This is a genomic window from Rhizobium sp. SU303, from assembly GCF_021052345.1.
GTDB classification, from domain to species: Bacteria; Pseudomonadota; Alphaproteobacteria; order Rhizobiales; family Rhizobiaceae; genus Rhizobium; species Rhizobium laguerreae.
In genome coordinates this window covers 177,463-196,015 of sequence record NZ_CP088096.1, presented here as the reverse complement: position 1 = coordinate 196,015, position 18,553 = coordinate 177,463, and the positions used below count along the sequence as shown (strand labels likewise).

Here is an 18,553-nt window from a genome sequence, read left to right as displayed (position 1 = left end):
GAGTTGCAATGTGCATGGCATGTTATGTCGACGAAGCGACCAAGAGCAAGATCATCGCTTACAATGCCGAATTCCATAAGGTGACGAAGAGCCCCTATGGCAGCGACGATGAGATCGGCATGCTGAACCTGATCGACGGCAAGTCGCGTTCGGCGATCATCGGCCGCACCGATGCCTCGAAGGTCTTCGACCTCTCGGTCGACCATTTCATCGGCATGCCGGGCTGGTTCGGCGCCGGCGACCAGCCCTACCAGATCTGGATGACCCACACGCCGCAGGGCGAGATCGTCGCCAACACCATGGGCGTGACGCGCCAACAGAACGAGCTCGTCGCCTATTCCGGCGACAGTATCTCGATGTACACCCATTGCGGCACGCATATCGATACGTTCAACCACTTTGGCTACAATGGCGAAATCTTCAATGGTTTCACGGCGCGGGATCACCTCGGCAGCCGCGCCTGGGATATTTGCGGCCCGGAAAAATATCCGCCGATCTTTGCGCGCGGCATTCTCCTCGATATCGCGGCGATGTACGGCGTCGATACGCTGCCGCCGAGCCATCCGATCGGCAAGGCCGACATCGAGGACTCCCTGAAGAGGCAAGGGCTGAAGATCCTGCCCGGCGACGTGGTGCTGCTGCGCACCGGCCAAATGCTGCTTTGGCCGGATATGGCTTTCACCAAGAATACGCCCGGGCTCAACCGCGAGGGCGCGGAATATATCGCCAAGCACGGCGCGATCATGATCGGCTCCGACAACCTGACGCTGGAGCAGACACCGTCGGCGCACGAGCTCAACTTCTTCCCCGTCCATACCTATCTGCTGGCGGAAGCAGGCGTGCCCATACTTGAGATGGCCTATCTTGAAGAGTTGGCCGCCGAAAAGCTCTACGAGTTCGCGTTTTTCGGAGCCTGCATCAAGTTGCGCGGCGCTACGGGATCACCGATGCGGCCAATTGCGATGCCGCTGAGCTGATCGCGAGCCGCGAGACTATGCCACTCAACCCGAGCGATCGCGCACAGTCGCGCGAAAACCGGATTTCTGACGTCGTCTGGCCCGGGCGATCTCGAATGATCTGGAATGCGCCTGTTGCCCCGTTCCAGTAGATTGGCATTTGAAGACCTGAGTTCATGAATCGCCGTTGGTTCAGGTCCCATCAAAGCGAGGGAACTCGTGCGGCGTCCGATTCACGCGCCGTCTCGGCGATTTCCGGATCGGCGTGATGACAGGCAGTCAGAAGACCAGAGGCCGCCGTTCGCGCGGTCAGGGCAGGCTCCTGTTCTGCGCAGATCGACGTTGCTTTCCAGCAACGCGTTCGAAAACGGCATCCGCTGGGCGGATTTGCGGGGCTCGGCAGATCTCCCTGCAGGACGATGCGCTTGCGCTGCGCACGACGCCTCGGATCCGGTGTCGGGACCGCCGACATGAGGGCCTGCGTGTAGGGATGAGCCGCTGCGCTGAAGATCGATTGCTTCGGCCCCGTTTCGATGATCTTGCCGAGATACATGACCATGACACGGTCCGAGACATGCCGCACGACGGCGAGATCATGCGCGACGAACAGCATCGCCAGATTGCGCTCGCGCCTCAGTCCGGCGAGCAGGTTGATCACTTGCGCCTGGACCGAGACGTCGAGGGCCGAGACAGGCTCGTCGCAGACAAGAAGTGTCGGATTGAGCGCGAGAGCGCGGGCAATGCCAAGGCGCTGCCGCTGGCCGCCTGAAAATTCCGAGGGATAACGATCCGCATGCTCGGCGCGCAGCCCGACGGATTCGAGCAGCTTGACCGTCTCTTCACGCCAGTTGCTCTTGGGCACGACCCCCGGGTGCAATGCCCAGGGTTCCGAAATCAGCCGGTCGACCCGCATGCGGGGATTGAGCGACTGATAGGGATCCTGGAAGACGACCTGCATCTTGCGGCGCAGTTCATGCAGCCGCCGGCCGCCGGCTGTCGTAATGTCCACGCCGTCAAGCAAAGCGCTGCCGCTTGTCGCCGGCCCAAGCTTCAAGAGCGTCCGAACCAGCGAGGTTTTGCCGCAACCGCTTTCGCCGACGAGGCCGAGCGTCTCTCCCTTGGCAATCTCGAAGCTGACATCGTCGACGGCACGCACCGGCGCCGAGGCGCTGCCGAAGTGTCGGGAAAGGTTTTGGACCTTGAGCAGAGGTTCGATCATACTGGTGATACCGGGAAGTGGCAGGCGGCCTGGCGGCCCGGCCCTACGATTTCGAGATGGGGGACGACCTCGGCACAGAGCCCTTCGGCGCGTGGACAGCGGGTTCTGAAGGCGCAGCCGGAGGGCAGGGCGACAGGATTGGGGGCGGAGCCGGGGATCGGCACCAATTCGTCTTCATCCGTGTCCATGCGCGGCTGCGAGGCAAGCAATCCGACGCTGTAGGGATGGCGGGCATCTTCGAACAGTTCGAAGACGCTTGCGGTCTCAACGACGCGGCCGGCATACATGACGGCGACCCGATCGGCGAGTTCGGCGACGACGCCGAGATCATGGGTGATGAAGATCATGCCGGCATCGCTGCGTTTGCGGATCGTCTCCAGAAGATCGACCACCTGCGCCTGGATCGTGACGTCGAGCGCTGTCGTCGGCTCGTCTGCAATGATGACATCCGGTTCCAGCGCCACGGCCATGGCGATCATGATGCGTTGGCGCATACCGCCCGAAAACTCATGAGGATATTGCCTGGCACGGCTTTCAGGGTCAGGAATGCCGATGGCCGTCAGAAGGTCGATCACGGCCTTTTCGACGCCACCTTCCGGAGTGCGGCCGTGGATACGGAACATTTCAGCGATCTGCCAACCCACGGAATAGACCGGGTTGAGCGCTGCGAGCGCATCCTGAAAGATCAGGGCGATCCGATCGCCGCAAAGATCGCGCCGCTCATTCCGCGAGAGCTGCAACAGCTCGACACCGTCGAAACGGATCGATCCTTGATTGATTTCGCCCGGCGGGTTGGGAACGAGATCCATGATGGCCGATGCGGTCACCGACTTGCCGGAGCCGCTTTCGCCGAGAAGCGCCAGGACCTCTCCGCGCTCGAGCGAAAAGGAGACGCCGTTGAGCGCGAGGATGCGGCCGGCGGCCGTATCGAAACTGACCTGCAAGTCCTTGACTTCGAGAAGAGCCATCAGCGCCTCCGGCTGACAAGACGCCAATGCTGCGACGGGTCATTGACGATCCGGAACCAGTTGGCGAGGAGATTGAAGGACATGGTCGTGAGCATCACAGCCAGGCCGGGGAAAAAGCCCAGCCACCAGGCGGATGACAGATATCCCTGGCCCTGCGCCACCATCAGACCCCAGCTTACGGCAGGCGGCTGGATGCCGAGGCCGAGATAACTCAGCCCGGATTCGAACAGCATCACCATGGCGAGATTGACCGAGGCGAGCGTCAGCATCGTGGGAGCAACGCTTGGGAGAATGTGATTGCGCAATATCCAGACAGGCCCGCCACCGAAGACACGCGCCGCATCAACGAAAAGCCTTTCCCGGACTTCCAGAGTTTCGGCTCTTGCGACGCGGATATAGGCAGGCATGCGGGTAACGGCGAGCACGATGATGAGGTTGCCGACGCTCGGGCCGAACAGGTAGAGCCCGAAGAGCGCCACCAGCAGCGTCGGGAAACCCAGGATGATGTCGCAGATCCGCATGACAAGGTTGCCGATGATACCACCGAAGTAACCGGCGATCACGCCGAGCAGCGTTCCGCCGATCAGGCTCGTCAGAACGGTCACGAGTGCTATGCCGATCGTCGTCGATGCCGCCTGAATGAGGCGAACGAGGAGCGGGCGCCCGAGGGCGTCGGCGCCCAGCCACAGCGTCCAGGACTGGCCGAAGTCGAAGGGCGGCAGGTTGCGCGCCTTCAGCGAGATGCGGTTTTCCCCCAGGAGCGACGATGCATCTGCAAGAATGGCAAGGACGACGATCAGCAGCCAGATTGTCGCGGCGACCGCCATCGGGTCGCCTGCGAGCGCGCGCATGAGCCAAAGGATGCGGCGGCTTCGGCGCTCGCGGGCCGGCAGAAAGTCGGCGGACGTGCTGGTCATTCGACCCTCACACGCGGATCGATCGACGCATAGAGCATGTCGACCAGGATATTGATGAAGAAAATGACGACAGCGACTGCGAAGATCGATGCCTGGACGATCGCGAAGTCGCGCTTCAGGATGCCGTCGATCAGCAGCTTGCCGATGCCGGGAAACCCGAAAACAACCTCGACGACGCCACCGCCGCCGGCGAACTGGGCGGCGAGGTCACCGGTCACGGTCACCGCGGGCAGGAGGGCATTGCGCAGCGCATGCACGAAGGTAACCCGGCCGCCACGCGCGCCCTTGGCCCGAGCAGTCCGGACAAATGTCGCGTTCAGTGCTTCGATCATCGAGCCGCGGACGATCTGTACCAACGTCCCGAACGGTCTGGCAAAAAGACAGGCAACCGGCAGGATCCAATAGATCGGACCGCCGAAACCCGATGTCGGCAGAATGCGCAAGGTGACGGCAAACAGCAGGACGCCCATCAGCCCGAGCCAGAAATCCGGCACGCTCGCCGCTGCCTGCGACAGCAGGTTGATACCCCGGTCAACCCAACCGCCGGCGTTCACAGCGGCAATCGATCCGATGATAACAGCAACGATGAAGGCCAGGGTCAAGGCGATGGCGCCGAGCGCCAGCGTGTTCGGCAACGCCTCCAGGACAACGTCCATGGCCGGGCGGTTGTGCCAAAGCGACGTGCCGAAATCGAGGCTCAGCATGTCCCCGGCCCAATCGAGGAATTGCCACGGGAGGGAACGATCGAGGCCGAGACGGACACGCATGGCTTCGCGGGCCGCATCCGAGGCATCGACCGGCAGGTAGAGATTGACGGGATCGCCCGTCAATCGCACCAGGAAGAAGGCAGATGTCATCAGTGCGGCAAGTGCGAGTGCCGCAAAGGCCGCACGTTTCAGGAAGTAGGTGAAGGACATCCGCTCTCCTCAAGGGACGTTCGGCAACCAGTCTGCGCCGTCAGCGGTAGCTGATCGATTTAAGCTTGATCTCGTTGCCGGCCTGCACATCGGGCGTATAGGTGACGTTCTCGGCGACGCGCGCAATCGTGACCATGTGGAACAGCGGGACGATATTGACCGCATCGACGGCGATGTAGCTGAACGCCTCCTCGAACAGTTTCTTGCGTTCGTCGCCGGTTGCCTTCGACGCGTCGGCAATCAATGTGTCGAGCTTGGCATCGGCGATGGTCGACTGGTTGCCGTCGGTGGTAAAACGGTTCGGCAGCGTGAATACGGCGTCGCCTTCGGTGTTGTCGATCTGCGTCTGCAGGATCGACGGCTGACGTTCCTTGTCCCAAGGCTTCAGCAGCTTCTTCAGCCACGGGCTTGTTTCAAGCATTTCGAGCCGGGCATTGAAGCCGGCATCCGCGAGCATCGCCTGAATGGCTTCCAGGCTTTCGGACGAATTGGGATAGATGCCGATGCGGCCGTAGATAACGATTTCCTTGTCGACCGGCACGCCGTCGGCTTTGGCCGCGGCGAGCAGGGATTTTGCTTTTTCGGGATCATACGTCCAGACGGGGATGTCGGGATTGAAGCCGAACACGGACGGCGGTACCGCCTGCATCGCCTTTTGGGCATCCTGGTGGAAGATGGTGCCGACAAGGCCGTCCCGGTCGATCGCAAGATTAAGGGCTTCACGCACGCGTTTATCGTTGAGCGGCGGAATTTCTGCGTCGATCCTCAACAGCGAGGTTTCGGCGTTCGGGAAGGCATGATCCTGTTCCGTGGTGCCGTCCTGGGGCGCTATTTCATAGGCGATCTGCGCCTCCCCGGTGGCGACCATCGCCGCACGAACAGCGGATTCGGCCCGCCAGATGATGGTCGCGTTCTTGATCGCCGGCTTGTCGCCCCAGTAGCCGTCATAAGCCACGAGGTCGACCGATTGCCCGGGTGTCCACGCTGCAAACTTGTAAGGTCCGGTTCCGGCCGGGGAGCGCGACTTGCCGTCGTTCGGGGTCGCCGGCGAACCGATGTCCACGGCGGACATCTTGTTCGGCAGGATCGGCTCGACGATATCCGTTTTGATGAGGAGGGTCGTCGGGTTCACCGCTTCTGCATTGAACTTGACGCCCTTCAACGTCGCAAGTCCGACTTCGCAGGCCAGTGCCGGATCCTGCGCCCGCTTGAGAGCGGCAACGACGGCACTGGCATCGAACGCCTTGCCGTCATGGAAGGTGACGTCGTCGCGGAGCTTGAATTCCCAGGTCAGCTCGTCCACTTGCCGCCAGCCGGTGGCAAGGCTCGGGACGACCGATCCGTCGGCCGGGCTCAGATTGACCAGCGCTTCCGTGATGTTGTTGTGCAGAATGCGAGAATTGCCCGAAAGGTCGGTATCACAGGGATCGAGCGACTTCGGTTCATCGGTCACCACCACCGTCAGCTTATCCGAGGCAGCGTCGGCGTGAATTGCGCTGCCCGGAGCCAGCAGAAATGCCAGTCCGATACTCAGCGCACCAATTCCCTTCATCTTCTTCATGAAATCCCTCCTCCAGATCCAAACGAGCGGCATCCCGTCCATCGCAGTGCCGTCTTGTGAAAACCATCCGGTTGCGCACCGCCGCAGCGGGTATCCAAATGGCTTTACTTCCTCCGCCAAGCGCGTAGTGTCAAATGTGACACTCGCACCATTGAGCATGCTCGCTCAGTCCGGCGAAGTCAATATTATAATTCTCATATGGAATTCAAAGTTCATGATTGAACCAAAGCATGGATCACCCGTCGTCGAAAAGACCGCCCACCTGCTTGAGGCCGTTGCCGATGCGAAGACGGGAATTTCCTTGGCCGCGCTGGTTGATCAGCTTGGAGTTCCGCGCTCGACCGTCTATCGGATCCTCAATTCATTGGCCGCGCATGGGCTTGTGGCGCGCGTGAATGGTGGAGCGTCCTACGAGCTGGGGCCAAAATTCGTCGAGCTTGCGCGGCGCATCTCGCCCGGCGCCGACAGGGCAACGGTGATCGAGGCGGCAAGGCCGATCCTGACGGCTGCGGCTGACCGCATTTTCGAATCCTTCAGGCTGGCCGCCCCCGAAGGCAACGAGATGATGACGATATTTGCAGCCTCCAGTCCCGGCGATTATTCGCTTTTCATCAAGGTCGGCAGCCGCTCGCGTAAACATGTCGGCGCCGCCGGCAAGCTCGCTCTTGCCTATTCGGACTACGGTGACATAGAGGCCTATTGCAGCGGCGGACTGGAGTCGAAGACGCCATATACCATTACCGATCCGGAAGCGCTGAAGGAAGCACTCGTTGAAATTCGGCGCAATGGATGCGCCGAGGACAATCAGGAATCCAATCTCGGCCTCCGGGCCTTTGCCGCGCCCGTCTTCGATTCCGACGGTCGACTCGTCGCGACGATCAGCGTCCCGTTTATTGGTGAAGCGACGCCGGACAGGGCGCGCGCAATCAAGCGCGAGGTTGTGGAGGGTGCCGCCATCTTGACAAAGGCGATTAATGGCAAGCAACCTTTGTCCAAATAAGAAACATAAAATTCTTTATTGAACTATCTTCTCGTTGTGGTAGAGCTTCCACCGGACAATGGAGGATCTCATGACGGCTTTGGACCCATCAGTTTACGCAAAGCTTTTGCGGACGAATTCTGCAAGTCTCAGCACTCTGTTGCTGAAGCGTGGCCTGAAGAACACCGCGGTTCGCGGCGTGCGGCCGCTGGCCAGCGCCGGCAAGCCGATGATCGGCCCGGCCGTCACCGTACGCTACATCCCCGCACGGGAAGATATCGACGGTTCGACTTACAGTTCGGATCCATCCAATCAACAGCGCAAGGCCATAGATACGATCCCCGACGGCCATGTTCTCGTCTTCGATTGCCGCTCCTTGGCGGAAGTCGCCGGCATTGGCGCCATGCTTGCCCGTCGTCTCGTCTATCGTGGCGCCGCCGGCCTCGTGCTCGACGGCGGCGTCCGCGATACGGCCGACATCGCGCAGCTGGGGCTCCCGACCTACTGCATGGGACCGGCAGCGCCGGCGAACCTGGTTGCCCACCATGCGTCAGATATGAACCAGCCAATCGCCTGCGGCGGCGTCGCCGTTTATCCCGATGACATCATCTTTGGCGACAGCGAAGCGGTGATCGTTATTCCGCGGGAATATGTCGATGACATTGCCGAAGAAGCTGTTGCGATGGAGGAGCAGGAAGAGTTTCTCAAGCTGGAAATCGAGTCAGGCAAATCGACCTTGGGAGTATACCCGCCCAACAAAGAGACCCTCGAGCGTTATGAGGCCTGGCGTCAAGCGCGTCATATGACGGCATGACACCATTGCTTCAAAGTATTGTCTAAGGCTGCCGTCTGCTCGCAGATTGCGTTCGTTCTTTGAAACGCTCGCCGATGCTGCCGACATTGCAAAGCCGCCACGGGAATACTAGAGGACGAGCGCCATCCACTGGGGTTGCTGCTTGACGCTCCACGCACGCGACTTCACACTTGCAGTGTAGAGGTGAGTCGGACAGACTGAACCGTTTTTCGCATCCGTTGCTCATCTCAGGGGGAGTCGTCAGCAGGGTTGATTGGTCCATGCGCCGACCGACACCGGTTGATCGGCAAATAGGATCGAGATTGATTGAGTTCGAACTCGCAGCCGCTCCTATTTGCTTGTGAGGTCGCGCCGTGGATAAAGTGCCATCAGCAGTCGATCCTCCTCGCGACAGCCCGCCTTGGCGCCGGAATTTCCCAATGCCGAGGAACCGCTGGTCCCTGCTTTGGCCAGGGCTTTTGATATCAATTTCGCTCCTTGCAGGCATCGTCGTTTTTTACCGTGAATTAAATCATCTCGAAGATCCGGTCGGCCCCTTCGAAAATCGAGCGCTCAATAAGGCTCCCCGATCATCTCGCACAGCGGCCCGCCCTGATCCGGCGGCTCCTCCACTCCCGCTGACGTCGATGCCGCTGCAGCTGCAGCTGATCGAGATCCCGAAGCTGGAGTTGGCAAGTCAATTTCTGCGGATGTGGCGCGTCTCGGGGTCGAACTTTTGCGGTGCTCTTCGAGAAGCCGGCATCGAGATGAGCGAATGGAAAGCCGCATCGATGCGCAATCGCAGCTATGAATGTTATTTTCAGCGCATCTACGAACGGGACGAGGTGCGTCCACTCAGCTCGACCTTCCTTAAGGTTCGTGGAGATGAATTGGGCGATATTCTTGAGATCCGCGCCAAGATCATTGGGCCGACGACCGACGCTCAGGGGCGTCTCGCCCCGGCCGTCCTGCGGATTTTCGAGATCATCGTGAAGCAGGCGTGCTGGCGTGATTTCGAGGATGCTCTTGCGTCCATCCAAAACCTTCAAGATGTCGAATACGAACGATTCGGCTCCTATCTCAGCTTCATGCGCGAAGCCGGCAGCGGAAATATCTTCAATTTTGTTCTTGGTCTTAAAGCGACTTCAGATTCGCAGGTGAGGACTAAGGCGTACTTTTCGACCGAGCGCTGGCTCCAAATGCCCGTCATGTTCCAGCGAGCTTCATCCTCAGGGAGCGCTCGGGAGCCAGTGCTCAATGACGGCGCAAGCACCCGCCACGATCCGAGATCAAGCTGGAATTGTGGCTGAAGCCGCCGAACGCATGGACAGGCCCGGAAAAGAACATATCTTCAAGAGGCCTTCCTTTCTGGAAGCCTCGATCCAAACAGCACGGGCAAACATCCAATGACCAAAGGCTCCGATCTTCTAGTGGCAGCGCTTGAGAACGAAGGTGTCGAGCGCATCTTCGGCATCCCAGGCGAAGAGAATCTCGACGTCGTCGAATCCATCCGCAAGTCGTCGATTGAGCTCGTCCTCACCCGACACGAGCAGGCGGCGGCGTTCATGGCCGCGACCTATGGCCGCCTGACTGGAAAGCCCGGCGTCTGCCTGACAACGCTCGGGCCTGGCGCTCTGAACCTCTCGACAGGTGCCGCCTATGCCTTGCTCGGCGCGATGCCGATGGTGATGATAACCGGTCAGAAGGGGATCCTCTCGTCCCGCCAGGCGCGTTTCCAGGTGGTCGATGTCGTCGCGTCGATGAAGCCGCTGACCAAGCTCGCACGGCAGATCGTGTCCCCGCAGATGATCCCGACGACGGTCAGGGAGGCGTTCCGCATCGCCCAGGAGGAAAGGCCGGGGCCGGTGCATCTGGAGCTTCCGGAAGATATTGCGGCCGAAGAATGCCAGGAGGTGGCGCTGATTGCGCCGCATCAACTCGAACTGCCGACGGCAAGCGATGCGGCCCTCGATCGCGCCGCCGCCCTCATCGCCGCAGCCAAACATCCGCTTCTGATGTTCGGGGCAGCGGCCTCGCGCCCCCGCTCGACCTCCGACATCGCGCAGTTTGTGATCCGTACGCGCATTCCGTTCTTTACCACCCAGATGGGGAAGGGAACGGTGCCTGGCGGAACCGAACTTTATATGGGCACCGCCGCGCTGTCGGAGCGGGATTATGTCCACGAGGCCATCGAACAGGCAGACCTTATCATCACGATCGGGCACGACACGATCGAGAAGCCACCCTTCATCATGGGCAAGGGCGGCCCGAAGGTCGTCCATGTCGGATATCAGCCGGCGACCGTCGAGCAGGTCTATTTCCCGCAATCCGAAGTCATCGGCGACATCGGCCCTTCGCTGAAGGCGCTGGCGGATCGCCTCGAGGGCAAGCTGCCAAACGCGCAGGCGCTTCTTCATCTCCGCGAGCGCATTCTCGAGCGCATCGCCGCGCGGGCAACAGAAGATCGCTTCACGCCACAGCGGCTGGTTCACGATATAAGAGAGGTGATGCCGCATGATGGCATCCTGGCGCTCGATAACGGCATGTACAAGATCTGGTTCGCGCGGAACTACCGAACGCGGATGGCGAACACGCTGCTGCTCGATAACGCTCTTGCAACAATGGGAGCAGGGCTGCCATCGGCGATGGTTGCCTCGATGCTCTACCCGGAGCGGCGTGTCATGGCGATCTGCGGCGATGGCGGCTTCATGATGAACTCCCAGGAACTCGAGACCTCCGTCCGGTTGAAACTCAACCTCGTCGTTCTTGTCATCGAGGACAATGCTTACGGCATGATTCGCTGGAAGCAGGCCGTGGACAAGTTCCCGGATTTTGGCATGACCTTCGGCAATCCCGACTTCGTGAAATATGCTGAATCCTATGGCGCCAGGGGAACCCGGGTCGAGGATATCGGCCGGTTCAAGCAGGTGCTCGAAGACGCATTCTCCGCAGGAGGCGTCCATCTGGTGAATGTGCCGGTCGACTACTCGGAAAATGAACGCGTGCTGGTGAAGGAGCTTCGCGAACGGCTCCCCGCGATATTGGAGGCCTGAGAGATGGCCGACACCAAGGTGGTGGTGTTCAACCGTTCTAACCAGGATCAGGTGGCACTCCGCCCGGAGGTTACCGGCGGCATTAGCAGCCGTCCTCGTCCGTGAGCGGGATGGATACGGTGTCGAATATCCCGCAGAATTAGATAAGCGTTGGATAAGAGCTTGTTGAGCCAGGATAGGCTTGCCTCGCCTGATATCGGGAGGCATGGTCTGTCGCGGAACAACGGAATCGCGAACCGCGGACGAGGCCTACTGCAAAGCGCTACAGTGTCCTTGCGTGTCCGAAAAGACGCGCGGCGCTGTAGGCCATGCTCGAAAGCTCGCGGCGCATCGCAAACATGGCTGATTAATGTTTTCCTTCCTGCACAGTTCGGACCTTCATATTGGCAAGCGATTTGGCAATCTTCCGGAGGAATTGAGAGGGCGCCTGCGCGAGGCGCGGCATGGCGTGATCGGGAGACTCGCCGGTGCGGCACGAGAGCATGGGGCTGGTGTCATCCTGCTCGCAGGCGACACGTTCGATACCGAGACGCCGACGCCGGCCGTGCTTCGCCAAGCGCTTGGCGAGATGGCCCGGAATACGCCGCTGCGCTGGGTTCTGCTTCCGGGCAACCACGATTCGCTGCTGGCGGACCAGCTCTGGAGTGCTGCGCGCGGCGTGGTGCCCGACAATGTCATCCTGGCGACGGAAGCGGCGCCCCTTCCGCTTGGACCTGACGTCATCCTGCTGCCGGCGCCTTGCACGACCAGGAGGCCGGGCCGCGACCTGACCGAATGGATGACGGGTGCAGCCACGCCGGACGGCGCTATCCGCATCGGCCTCGCCCATGGCCCGATCCAGGAATTTTCGGAGGATGCCGCGGCCACGAACGTAATTGCGCCGAACCGCGCGGCGCTGGCCGGCCTCGATTACATGGCGCTCGGCGATTGGCACGGATCGGTCGCGGTCGACCCCAGAACATATTACAGCGGCGCGCCCGAGCCGGACCGTTTCAAGCATGACCGGCCGGGGCAGGCGATGGTCGTTTCCATTGCCGGGCAGGGGGCGATGCCGACGACGACGGCGGTGACGACCGCCAGCTTTTCCTGGCAAACATTGCACCTTCCCCTGCTGGCATCGGAAGACGGTGTTGAAACGCTGAAGGCCGCGTTGCCGGACCCGTTCGCGCGGCGACAAACCCTATTGCGCGTCGCGCTGTCAGGCCGTGCTCGGTTGAACGGGCGGACGGCAATGATCAGCCTGCTGGAGCAGGTCGCGCCGGAATTTGCGCATCTGGAGATCGATACCGATCTTCTGGGGACCGACTGCGAGAGCGATGATCTCGAGACCATCGACCGAGCCGGTGCACTGCGCGATGCGGCGGAATTGCTGCTTGCCGAAAGCCTCGACCAATCCCGCTCGGGCGATGATAGGGGCGTGGCGCGTGAGGCGTTGATCCGCCTGTTTTCCTATTGCGAGGCGATCGATCGATGAAACTCAACGCTCTTCGCCTCCATAATGTCAAACGTTTCGCCGGCCGCGGCATATCCGTCGAAGGAATCGCCGACGGCGTCAATGTGCTGAGCGCCGCTAACGAACATGGCAAATCCACCTGTTTCGAGGCGCTGCATGCCCTATTCTTCCAGCCGCACAGCGGCAATCCAAAGAGCGTGCAGATGCTGCGCCCCTATAGCGGCGGCAATCCGATCGTCGAGGCCGATATCACGATCGAAGCCGGCCGCTACCGCCTGACCAAGCAGTTCCACAGCGGACGGCGCGCCAGCGTCACCGATCTCGGCAGCGGCCGGATCGTCGCCCAGGCCGACGAGGCTGAGGCTTTCATCGGCGATCTCATTTCCGGCGGAACGTCCGGCCCGGCAGGCCTGCTCTGGGTGCGCCAGGGCGTCACCGGCATCGAAAATCGCAGCAAGAGCGAGGAAGAGAACGACAAGCGGGTGCGCGAAAGCCTGCTGTCTTCGGTGCAGGGCGAGGTGGAGGCGCTGACCGGCGGGCGGCGCATGTCGGCGGTTCTCGAAGCCTGCGAGGAAGAACTCAATCGCCTGGTCACGGCGACGCTCCGGCCCAAAACCGGTGGCCGCTTTGCCGCCGCTCTCGACGAGCGTGATCGGCTGCAGGCGGAGGAGGCGCGGCTGGCCAAGGAGGTGGAGATGCTGCACGGCGCGCTCGATCGCCGCCGCTCAGTGCAGGCGAGGCTGAGCGAGCTGGAAAACCCTGATGAGGAGGCCGGCCGGCAGACGACAATTACCAACGCCGAGTCGGTGCTCGAAGCTGCTAAACTGCATGACAGGGAGCTCAAAGCGCTCGACGCCGAGGCTACTTTGGCCGCCAGCCGCCGCGATGAGGCGCAGCACGCATTCGACCGCTTCCACACGGCATTGAACCGCAGCGGCGAACTCGCGCGGCGTTTCGCCGTGGCGGAAAAAGAACTCTCAAATGCAGCCGAGCGACGCACGGCATCGCTTGTTGAAAGCGAGGCCGCAACGGCGGAGGTGCAGGCAGCCGAAGAGGAAGAGCGGGTGAACCGCGAGCTGCTTGCGCGGCTGGAGGCGGCACTCCGTTCACGCCACGCCGCAGAGCGGCTGGCTGAGGTGCGTCTGCGTCTGGAACAGGCCGAAGCGGCGCGCCAGCAGATCGAAGATGGCGAGGCGGCGCATGCATTGCTCGCCATTCCTGCCGATGCGATCGAACGGCTTGAAGCGCTGGATCTCAAGATCATCGGCTTGCGCGCGGCCGCCGAGGTCGGCCTTCCCACGCTCAGGATCGATTACCTCAAGGACGCCTCCGGATTGGTGAGCTTGGACCGCCAGCCTTTGCCCGGGGGCGAGGATAGAAGCTTTGCCGGGATGGCGAAGCTCGAAATATCAGGCGTTGGCACCCTGACCATCCATTCCGGCAGGCAGGCAGAACAGGACGGGGCGCTCGAGAGTGCGGAATCCACGCGCCAAACATTGCTTGCCAAGCTCGGTGTCGACAGTCTGCGGGCGGCACGCCAGCGCGATATTGCCGCGCGGAACAAGCAGGAGGAACTGGTGCGGGCGCGCCAGCGGCTCGCGGATCTCGCCCCGAATGGCATTGACGCGCTTCACCTCGACGCCGCACGCTTTGCCGAGCTCAGCCAGGGTCCGGTCGAACTCGACGCCGACCCGGAAGAGGTGAGAACCCGTCTCGCGAATGCGACGCGGCGCATCGAACTGTCGCGGAACCGGGCGCGGGAAGTGTCGGTTATACGCACCGAGGCCGGCGAGGCGATTTTGCGGGCGCAGACGGAGCATGCGAGGCTTGGCCAGGAACGCGAGGCGATCGAGGCGATTATCGGCCCCGAAGCCAGCAGAACGGAATTGCAGCAGGACCTTGTTGTAAAACTTGCCAACGCCAAAGAGCAGTTCGATGCTGTCGAACTCCGGGCCGGGCCTTTGCGCAGGACAGGGCGGGACCTCGCTGGCGCAGAGGCCGCCCTTGCCAGGGCGCGCTCGGTCGCCGACGCGGCAGGCCGCGAAATTGCCGGGCTTCGCGAAGAGCTTGCCGACCTCGGCGGTCAGATCCGCACCCGCTCGGACAGTGCGCTGGAAGAAAACTGGTTGGAAAGCCGGGATTTGCTTGCAGCGGCGCGTGAGCAGGTGAAACGTTTCGAGACGGAGGTCGGCGTGCTCGATCGCTTGCGCAAGGCGCTGACAGCGACGCGCGCAGCGGCGCGTGACCTCTATCTCAAGCCGGTCATGAGCGAACTCGCCCCGCTGCTCGGCTTGCTGTTCGACGACATCTCGATCACCTTCGACGGCGACACCTTGCTGCCGCAGATCGTGCGCCGCAACGGCCTGGACGAAGATGTCGACCGGCTGAGCGGCGGCATGCGCGAGCAGCTCTCGGTGCTGACCCGCCTCGCATTCGCCCGGCTACTCGCCCGCGACGGCCGGCCGGCGCCTGTTATCCTCGACGATGCGCTTGTTTATTCCGACGACGACCGGATCGAGCGGATGTTCGATGCGTTGCACCGCCAGTCACGCGACCAGCAGATCCTCGTCTTCTCCTGTCGCCAGCGCGCCTTCGCGAAGCTGGGCGGCAACGTGCTCACCATGCAGCCATGGCAGCCGGAATAGGGCGAGCAGTCGATCTGTCGTCTGGATTAAGTCGTTTGCTAATTATCGTCGAAGCGGACGTCTTGGCCGCGATGGAAAACACGCAGGATAGATACGATGTTCTCTTCCACCACAAACGCGATGCTTGCCTTGCCGCGATACCCAACGACGCGCAGTCCCGGCCGCAGGTCGTCACGCACGGCGCCTCGCTCGGGAAACGTCTCAAAGCTGAGGCAGTAATCCACAATCTTACCGACGTAGTTGCGAGCCGTCTCCGGCCCGGCCTCGTCTATCAGGTACACCAGCAGGTTTTCGAGGTCGTCGCTCGCCTTGGGCGCAAAAATGACGTTGTAGTTCATGCCCTGCGCTATTTCTTGGCGTGAGCGGCCATACGGGCATCGAGCCGCCGGCGGACTTCCTCGACGGAGAGGGCGCGTTCGGGGTGGGCTTTCATCTCATCATAAGTAGGCACGACCTCGTCGCGCAGCCATTTCTCAACGGCGGCGTCGCGGGCGGCCAAGGTGCGCAGGCCGTCGCGGATGACTTCGCTCTCGGTCGCATATTCGCCGGAGCTGACTTTGGCCTTCACCATCTGCGCCATATCCAGCGGGAGGGTGATGGTAAGGGGTTGGGTTGTACGCATAGTGTGTCCTCGGTTATCTCCTTATAACACACCGTATGATTAAATCATACGCTTTATATGTAGGCGACCCCTGGAGCGCTCATCGCGGAGAGTAGCAGCTGGGCGCGGCTCTACACTCAAGCACGGACTGTGCCTCCCTCAAGCCACAGATACGCGGCAGCAGTCCAGGAAAAGCCGAGGCCTCCGCAGCCTTGGCCGGTGACCGGGTCGAAATATTCGGCGAAACCTTCCGTCTCGATCGCTGCGATGGTGGATTGCCGCAGCTCTTCGGCGACATCCGCATGGCCATTGCGCTTCAGTCCGTCGATCAGCAGCCAGTTGATGATCGCCCAGGCGGGGCCGCGCCAGTAACGCTTCGGCTCCCAGCTGGCGATGCCCGGCTTCGTCGTCGGAAAGGCGACCTTGAGATCCTTGGACCAGGCTTTCATTTCCGAAACCAGCGCGTCGGCAACATGCTTGTCGAGGTCCAGCGAGAGGAGGGGGATGAAACCGGCTTGCGTTGCCGCTTCGACATCTGCCCCGGAGATCAGGTCTCGGGAGACGAAGCGCGCGAGGTCCGGCCGCCACTGGGCCATTATCGCCTTGCGAGTGCGGTTGTTGAAGGCAGCGGTCTCGATCGCGTCCTCGGTCCGGCCGAACAGGCGGGCAAGGTGCTCGAGGTCTTCGCCGGCCTTGAGCAGGATGGCGGTCGTCTGGATCTCGGCGACCTTGAAGGACGCCATTTCCCATTGTTTCGCCGGCTCCCAGCCACAGGCGGCATAGGTATCGACCAGATGAATGAAGCGGCGGTAATCCTCGTCGCGCGGGCGCATGTCGGCATCGACATGGCCGGTATCCTTGCGCACGACGGGGGTATCGGTGGTGGTGGGTACACGAGCGAGCGCGATGTCCCAGGCGGGAGAATTGTCGCTGCCGCTTTCCCAGGGATGCAGCAGCGCGACGAGCCCGGTGCCTTCAGGATCGCGGGCGGAATACCACCAGCGGTGCCATTTCAGCGCCGCCTCGTAAAGGGGCAGGGTGCGCGTCTCGTCCTCGTTGCCGGCGACCTCATGCAGCTTGCGCAGTGCGATCGCGAAGACCGGCGGCTGGGTTATGCCGGAGGTCGGGATCGTGTGCTGCGTGCGCCAGACATCCGGCCCCGGGAAATAGGTTTCGCTTGGCGCGTGGAAGACGATATGCGGGATCATTCCATCCGCCCACTGGCCCTCGACCAGCCGTTCCAGCTCGCGATAGGCGCGATCGATATCGTAGAGCGCGAAGCCCATGGCGACGAAGGCGGAATCCCAGTTCCACTGGAAGGGATAGAGCCGGTCGGTCGGCACGGTATAGCCGCCGCGATCGTTCACGGCGAGGATGCGCTTCGCCTGGTCAATATGCGTGTTCATTCTGGATGCTCCGGTATTCTTAGGCCAAAACGGCCGGAAAGGACTTGCCGCTTTCGGGCGAAAGCCAGGTGATGCGCTTTTGGTCGAGCTTTAGGCCGATCGTCTCGCCGCTCTTCACGGTCTCCGAAGCCGGCAGGATGACGCGGACCGGCTGGTCATGGATCGACCCAGTCAACAGCAGATGCGAGCCCATCGGCTCGGCAACGCGAACCCGCATTTCGAGACCCTGCGGCAGCGGCGCGAGTTCGACGGCCTCGCCGCGCAGGCCGAGGACGATTTGATCGCCGGATTCCTGCGGCGCCACGAGCCGTTCGGCGCCTACCGCCACCTGGCCGTTCGAAACCGGCACCTGGATGAAGTTCATCGGCGGATTGCCGATGAAGCCGCCGACGAAACGTGTCGCCGGGTGATTGTAGATCTCGACCGGATGGCCGACCTGCTCGACCACGCCGCCATGCATGACGGCGATGCGGTCGGAAAGGCCCATCGCTTCCGTCTGGTCGTGGGTGACGTAGATCGTCGTGGTGCCTGCCGATTGCAGCACGGTCTTGAGTTCGGTGCGCATTTCCAAGCGAAGCAGCGCGTCGAGGTTCGAAAGCGGTTCGTCCATGAGTAGAACCTTCGGCTCGACGGCAAGGGCACGAGCGACTGCGACGCGCTGGCGCTGGCCGCCGGAAAGCTTGTTCGGGTAGCGGTCGAGATATTGCTCGATATGCAAGAGGCCGGCGGCTTTCTCGACCTGCGCCTTCACGCGTGCGTCGTCGGCCTTCTGCATCCGCAGCCCGAAGGCGACGTTCTCGTAAACAGTCATATGCGGAAAGACGGCGTAGTTCTGGAAGACCATCGCAAGGCCACGATCCTTGGGAGGCAAGCCGATCACCGACTTGTCGCCGATGCGGACATCGCCTGATGTTGCGGTCTCGAGGCCGGCGATGATGCGCAGCAGCGTGGTCTTGCCGCAGCCGGACGGGCCGAGCAGCGAGACGAATTCGCCGTCGTCGATCGTCAACGAGACCTCTTTCAGCGCCTGGAAGGCTCCGAAACTCTTGCGGATGCGGTCGATGACAATATTGGCCATGTCTCTG

Annotated in this window: 16 protein-coding genes; 7 read left to right on the top strand and 9 right to left on the bottom strand. The window is 61.8% G+C overall.

Annotation, left to right across the window (positions count from 1 at the left end; translation table 11 throughout):
• Positions 1–8: 8 nt before the first annotated feature.
• Entirely contained in the window at positions 9–977 is a 969-nt protein-coding gene (locus tag RlegSU303_RS25510) for a cyclase family protein (protein WP_131718430.1), read from the top strand.
• 181 nt (positions 978–1,158) lie between these two features.
• On the opposite strand, the gene RlegSU303_RS25505 is transcribed toward RlegSU303_RS25510, so the two are convergent.
• The 5 genes from RlegSU303_RS25505 to RlegSU303_RS25485 are packed head-to-tail and all read right to left on the bottom strand — an operon-like array spanning position 1,159 to position 6,538.
• Entirely contained in the window at positions 1,159–2,175 is a 1,017-nt protein-coding gene (locus RlegSU303_RS25505) for an ABC transporter ATP-binding protein (protein ID WP_131718431.1), read from the bottom strand.
• Positions 2,172–3,143 (bottom strand): ABC transporter ATP-binding protein, encoded by a 972-nt coding sequence (locus tag RlegSU303_RS25500; protein ID WP_131718432.1) that lies wholly within the window; start codon positions 3,141–3,143, stop codon positions 2,172–2,174. The genes RlegSU303_RS25505 and RlegSU303_RS25500 overlap by 4 nt, the downstream gene beginning before the upstream one ends.
• Positions 3,143–4,060, bottom strand: a complete 918-nt coding sequence (locus tag RlegSU303_RS25495) for an ABC transporter permease (RefSeq protein WP_094088069.1) — start codon at positions 4,058–4,060, stop codon at positions 3,143–3,145. The genes RlegSU303_RS25500 and RlegSU303_RS25495 overlap by 1 nt, the downstream gene beginning before the upstream one ends.
• Positions 4,057–4,977: an ABC transporter permease gene (locus RlegSU303_RS25490; RefSeq protein WP_131620723.1), complete on the bottom strand. Its 921-nt coding sequence runs from the start codon at positions 4,975–4,977 to the stop codon at positions 4,057–4,059. The genes RlegSU303_RS25495 and RlegSU303_RS25490 overlap by 4 nt, the downstream gene beginning before the upstream one ends.
• Positions 4,978–5,017: 40 nt before the next feature.
• On the bottom strand, positions 5,018–6,538 hold the full coding sequence (locus RlegSU303_RS25485) for an ABC transporter substrate-binding protein (RefSeq protein ID WP_017956442.1): 1,521 nt from the start codon (positions 6,536–6,538) through the stop codon (positions 5,018–5,020).
• Positions 6,539–6,752: 214 nt separating this feature from the next.
• Here RlegSU303_RS25485 and RlegSU303_RS25480 point away from each other — a divergent pair, with 214 nt between their 5' ends.
• The 6 genes from RlegSU303_RS25480 (at position 6,753) to RlegSU303_RS25455 (ending at position 15,461) form a co-directional block, all read left to right on the top strand.
• The gene (locus RlegSU303_RS25480) at positions 6,753–7,538 is read left to right on the top strand and encodes an IclR family transcriptional regulator (protein WP_026158174.1); all 786 of its coding nucleotides are present in this window, start codon (positions 6,753–6,755) and stop codon (positions 7,536–7,538) included.
• A gap of 70 nt (positions 7,539–7,608) precedes the next feature.
• Complete coding sequence (locus RlegSU303_RS25475; protein ID WP_017956444.1) at positions 7,609–8,331, top strand: ribonuclease activity regulator RraA; 723 nt, start codon at positions 7,609–7,611, stop codon at positions 8,329–8,331.
• 419 nt (positions 8,332–8,750) lie between these two features.
• Positions 8,751–9,620 carry a DUF6030 family protein gene (locus RlegSU303_RS25470; RefSeq protein ID WP_131620717.1) on the top strand — a complete coding sequence of 290 codons (870 nt, stop codon included), beginning with the start codon at positions 8,751–8,753 and terminating at the stop codon, positions 9,618–9,620.
• Positions 9,621–9,716: 96 nt separating this feature from the next.
• Positions 9,717–11,363, top strand: a complete 1,647-nt coding sequence (locus RlegSU303_RS25465; RefSeq protein WP_094088073.1) for an acetolactate synthase large subunit — start codon at positions 9,717–9,719, stop codon at positions 11,361–11,363.
• Between the two features lie 349 nt (positions 11,364–11,712).
• Positions 11,713–12,837 carry a metallophosphoesterase family protein gene (locus tag RlegSU303_RS25460; protein ID WP_231283892.1) on the top strand — a complete coding sequence of 375 codons (1,125 nt, stop codon included), beginning with the start codon at positions 11,713–11,715 and terminating at the stop codon, positions 12,835–12,837.
• On the top strand, positions 12,834–15,461 hold the full coding sequence (locus tag RlegSU303_RS25455) for an AAA family ATPase (RefSeq protein ID WP_017956448.1): 2,628 nt from the start codon (positions 12,834–12,836) through the stop codon (positions 15,459–15,461). The genes RlegSU303_RS25460 and RlegSU303_RS25455 overlap by 4 nt, the downstream gene beginning before the upstream one ends.
• Positions 15,462–15,499: 38 nt before the next feature.
• Here the strand turns inward: RlegSU303_RS25455 and RlegSU303_RS25450 are convergent, their stop codons facing one another.
• The 4 genes from RlegSU303_RS25450 to RlegSU303_RS25435 form a co-directional block, all read right to left on the bottom strand.
• Positions 15,500–15,799 (bottom strand): type II toxin-antitoxin system RelE/ParE family toxin, encoded by a 300-nt coding sequence (locus RlegSU303_RS25450; RefSeq protein ID WP_094088075.1) that lies wholly within the window; start codon positions 15,797–15,799, stop codon positions 15,500–15,502.
• A gap of 8 nt (positions 15,800–15,807) precedes the next feature.
• A complete protein-coding gene (locus tag RlegSU303_RS25445) occupies positions 15,808–16,083 on the bottom strand; it encodes a ribbon-helix-helix domain-containing protein (RefSeq protein WP_017956449.1) in 276 nt (91 codons plus the stop codon).
• 116 nt (positions 16,084–16,199) lie between these two features.
• On the bottom strand, positions 16,200–17,468 hold the full coding sequence (locus tag RlegSU303_RS25440) for an MGH1-like glycoside hydrolase domain-containing protein (protein WP_017956450.1): 1,269 nt from the start codon (positions 17,466–17,468) through the stop codon (positions 16,200–16,202).
• 19 nt (positions 17,469–17,487) lie between these two features.
• On the bottom strand, positions 17,488–18,546 hold the full coding sequence (locus tag RlegSU303_RS25435) for an ABC transporter ATP-binding protein (protein WP_017956451.1): 1,059 nt from the start codon (positions 18,544–18,546) through the stop codon (positions 17,488–17,490).
• Between the last annotated feature and the right edge of the window lie 7 nt (positions 18,547–18,553).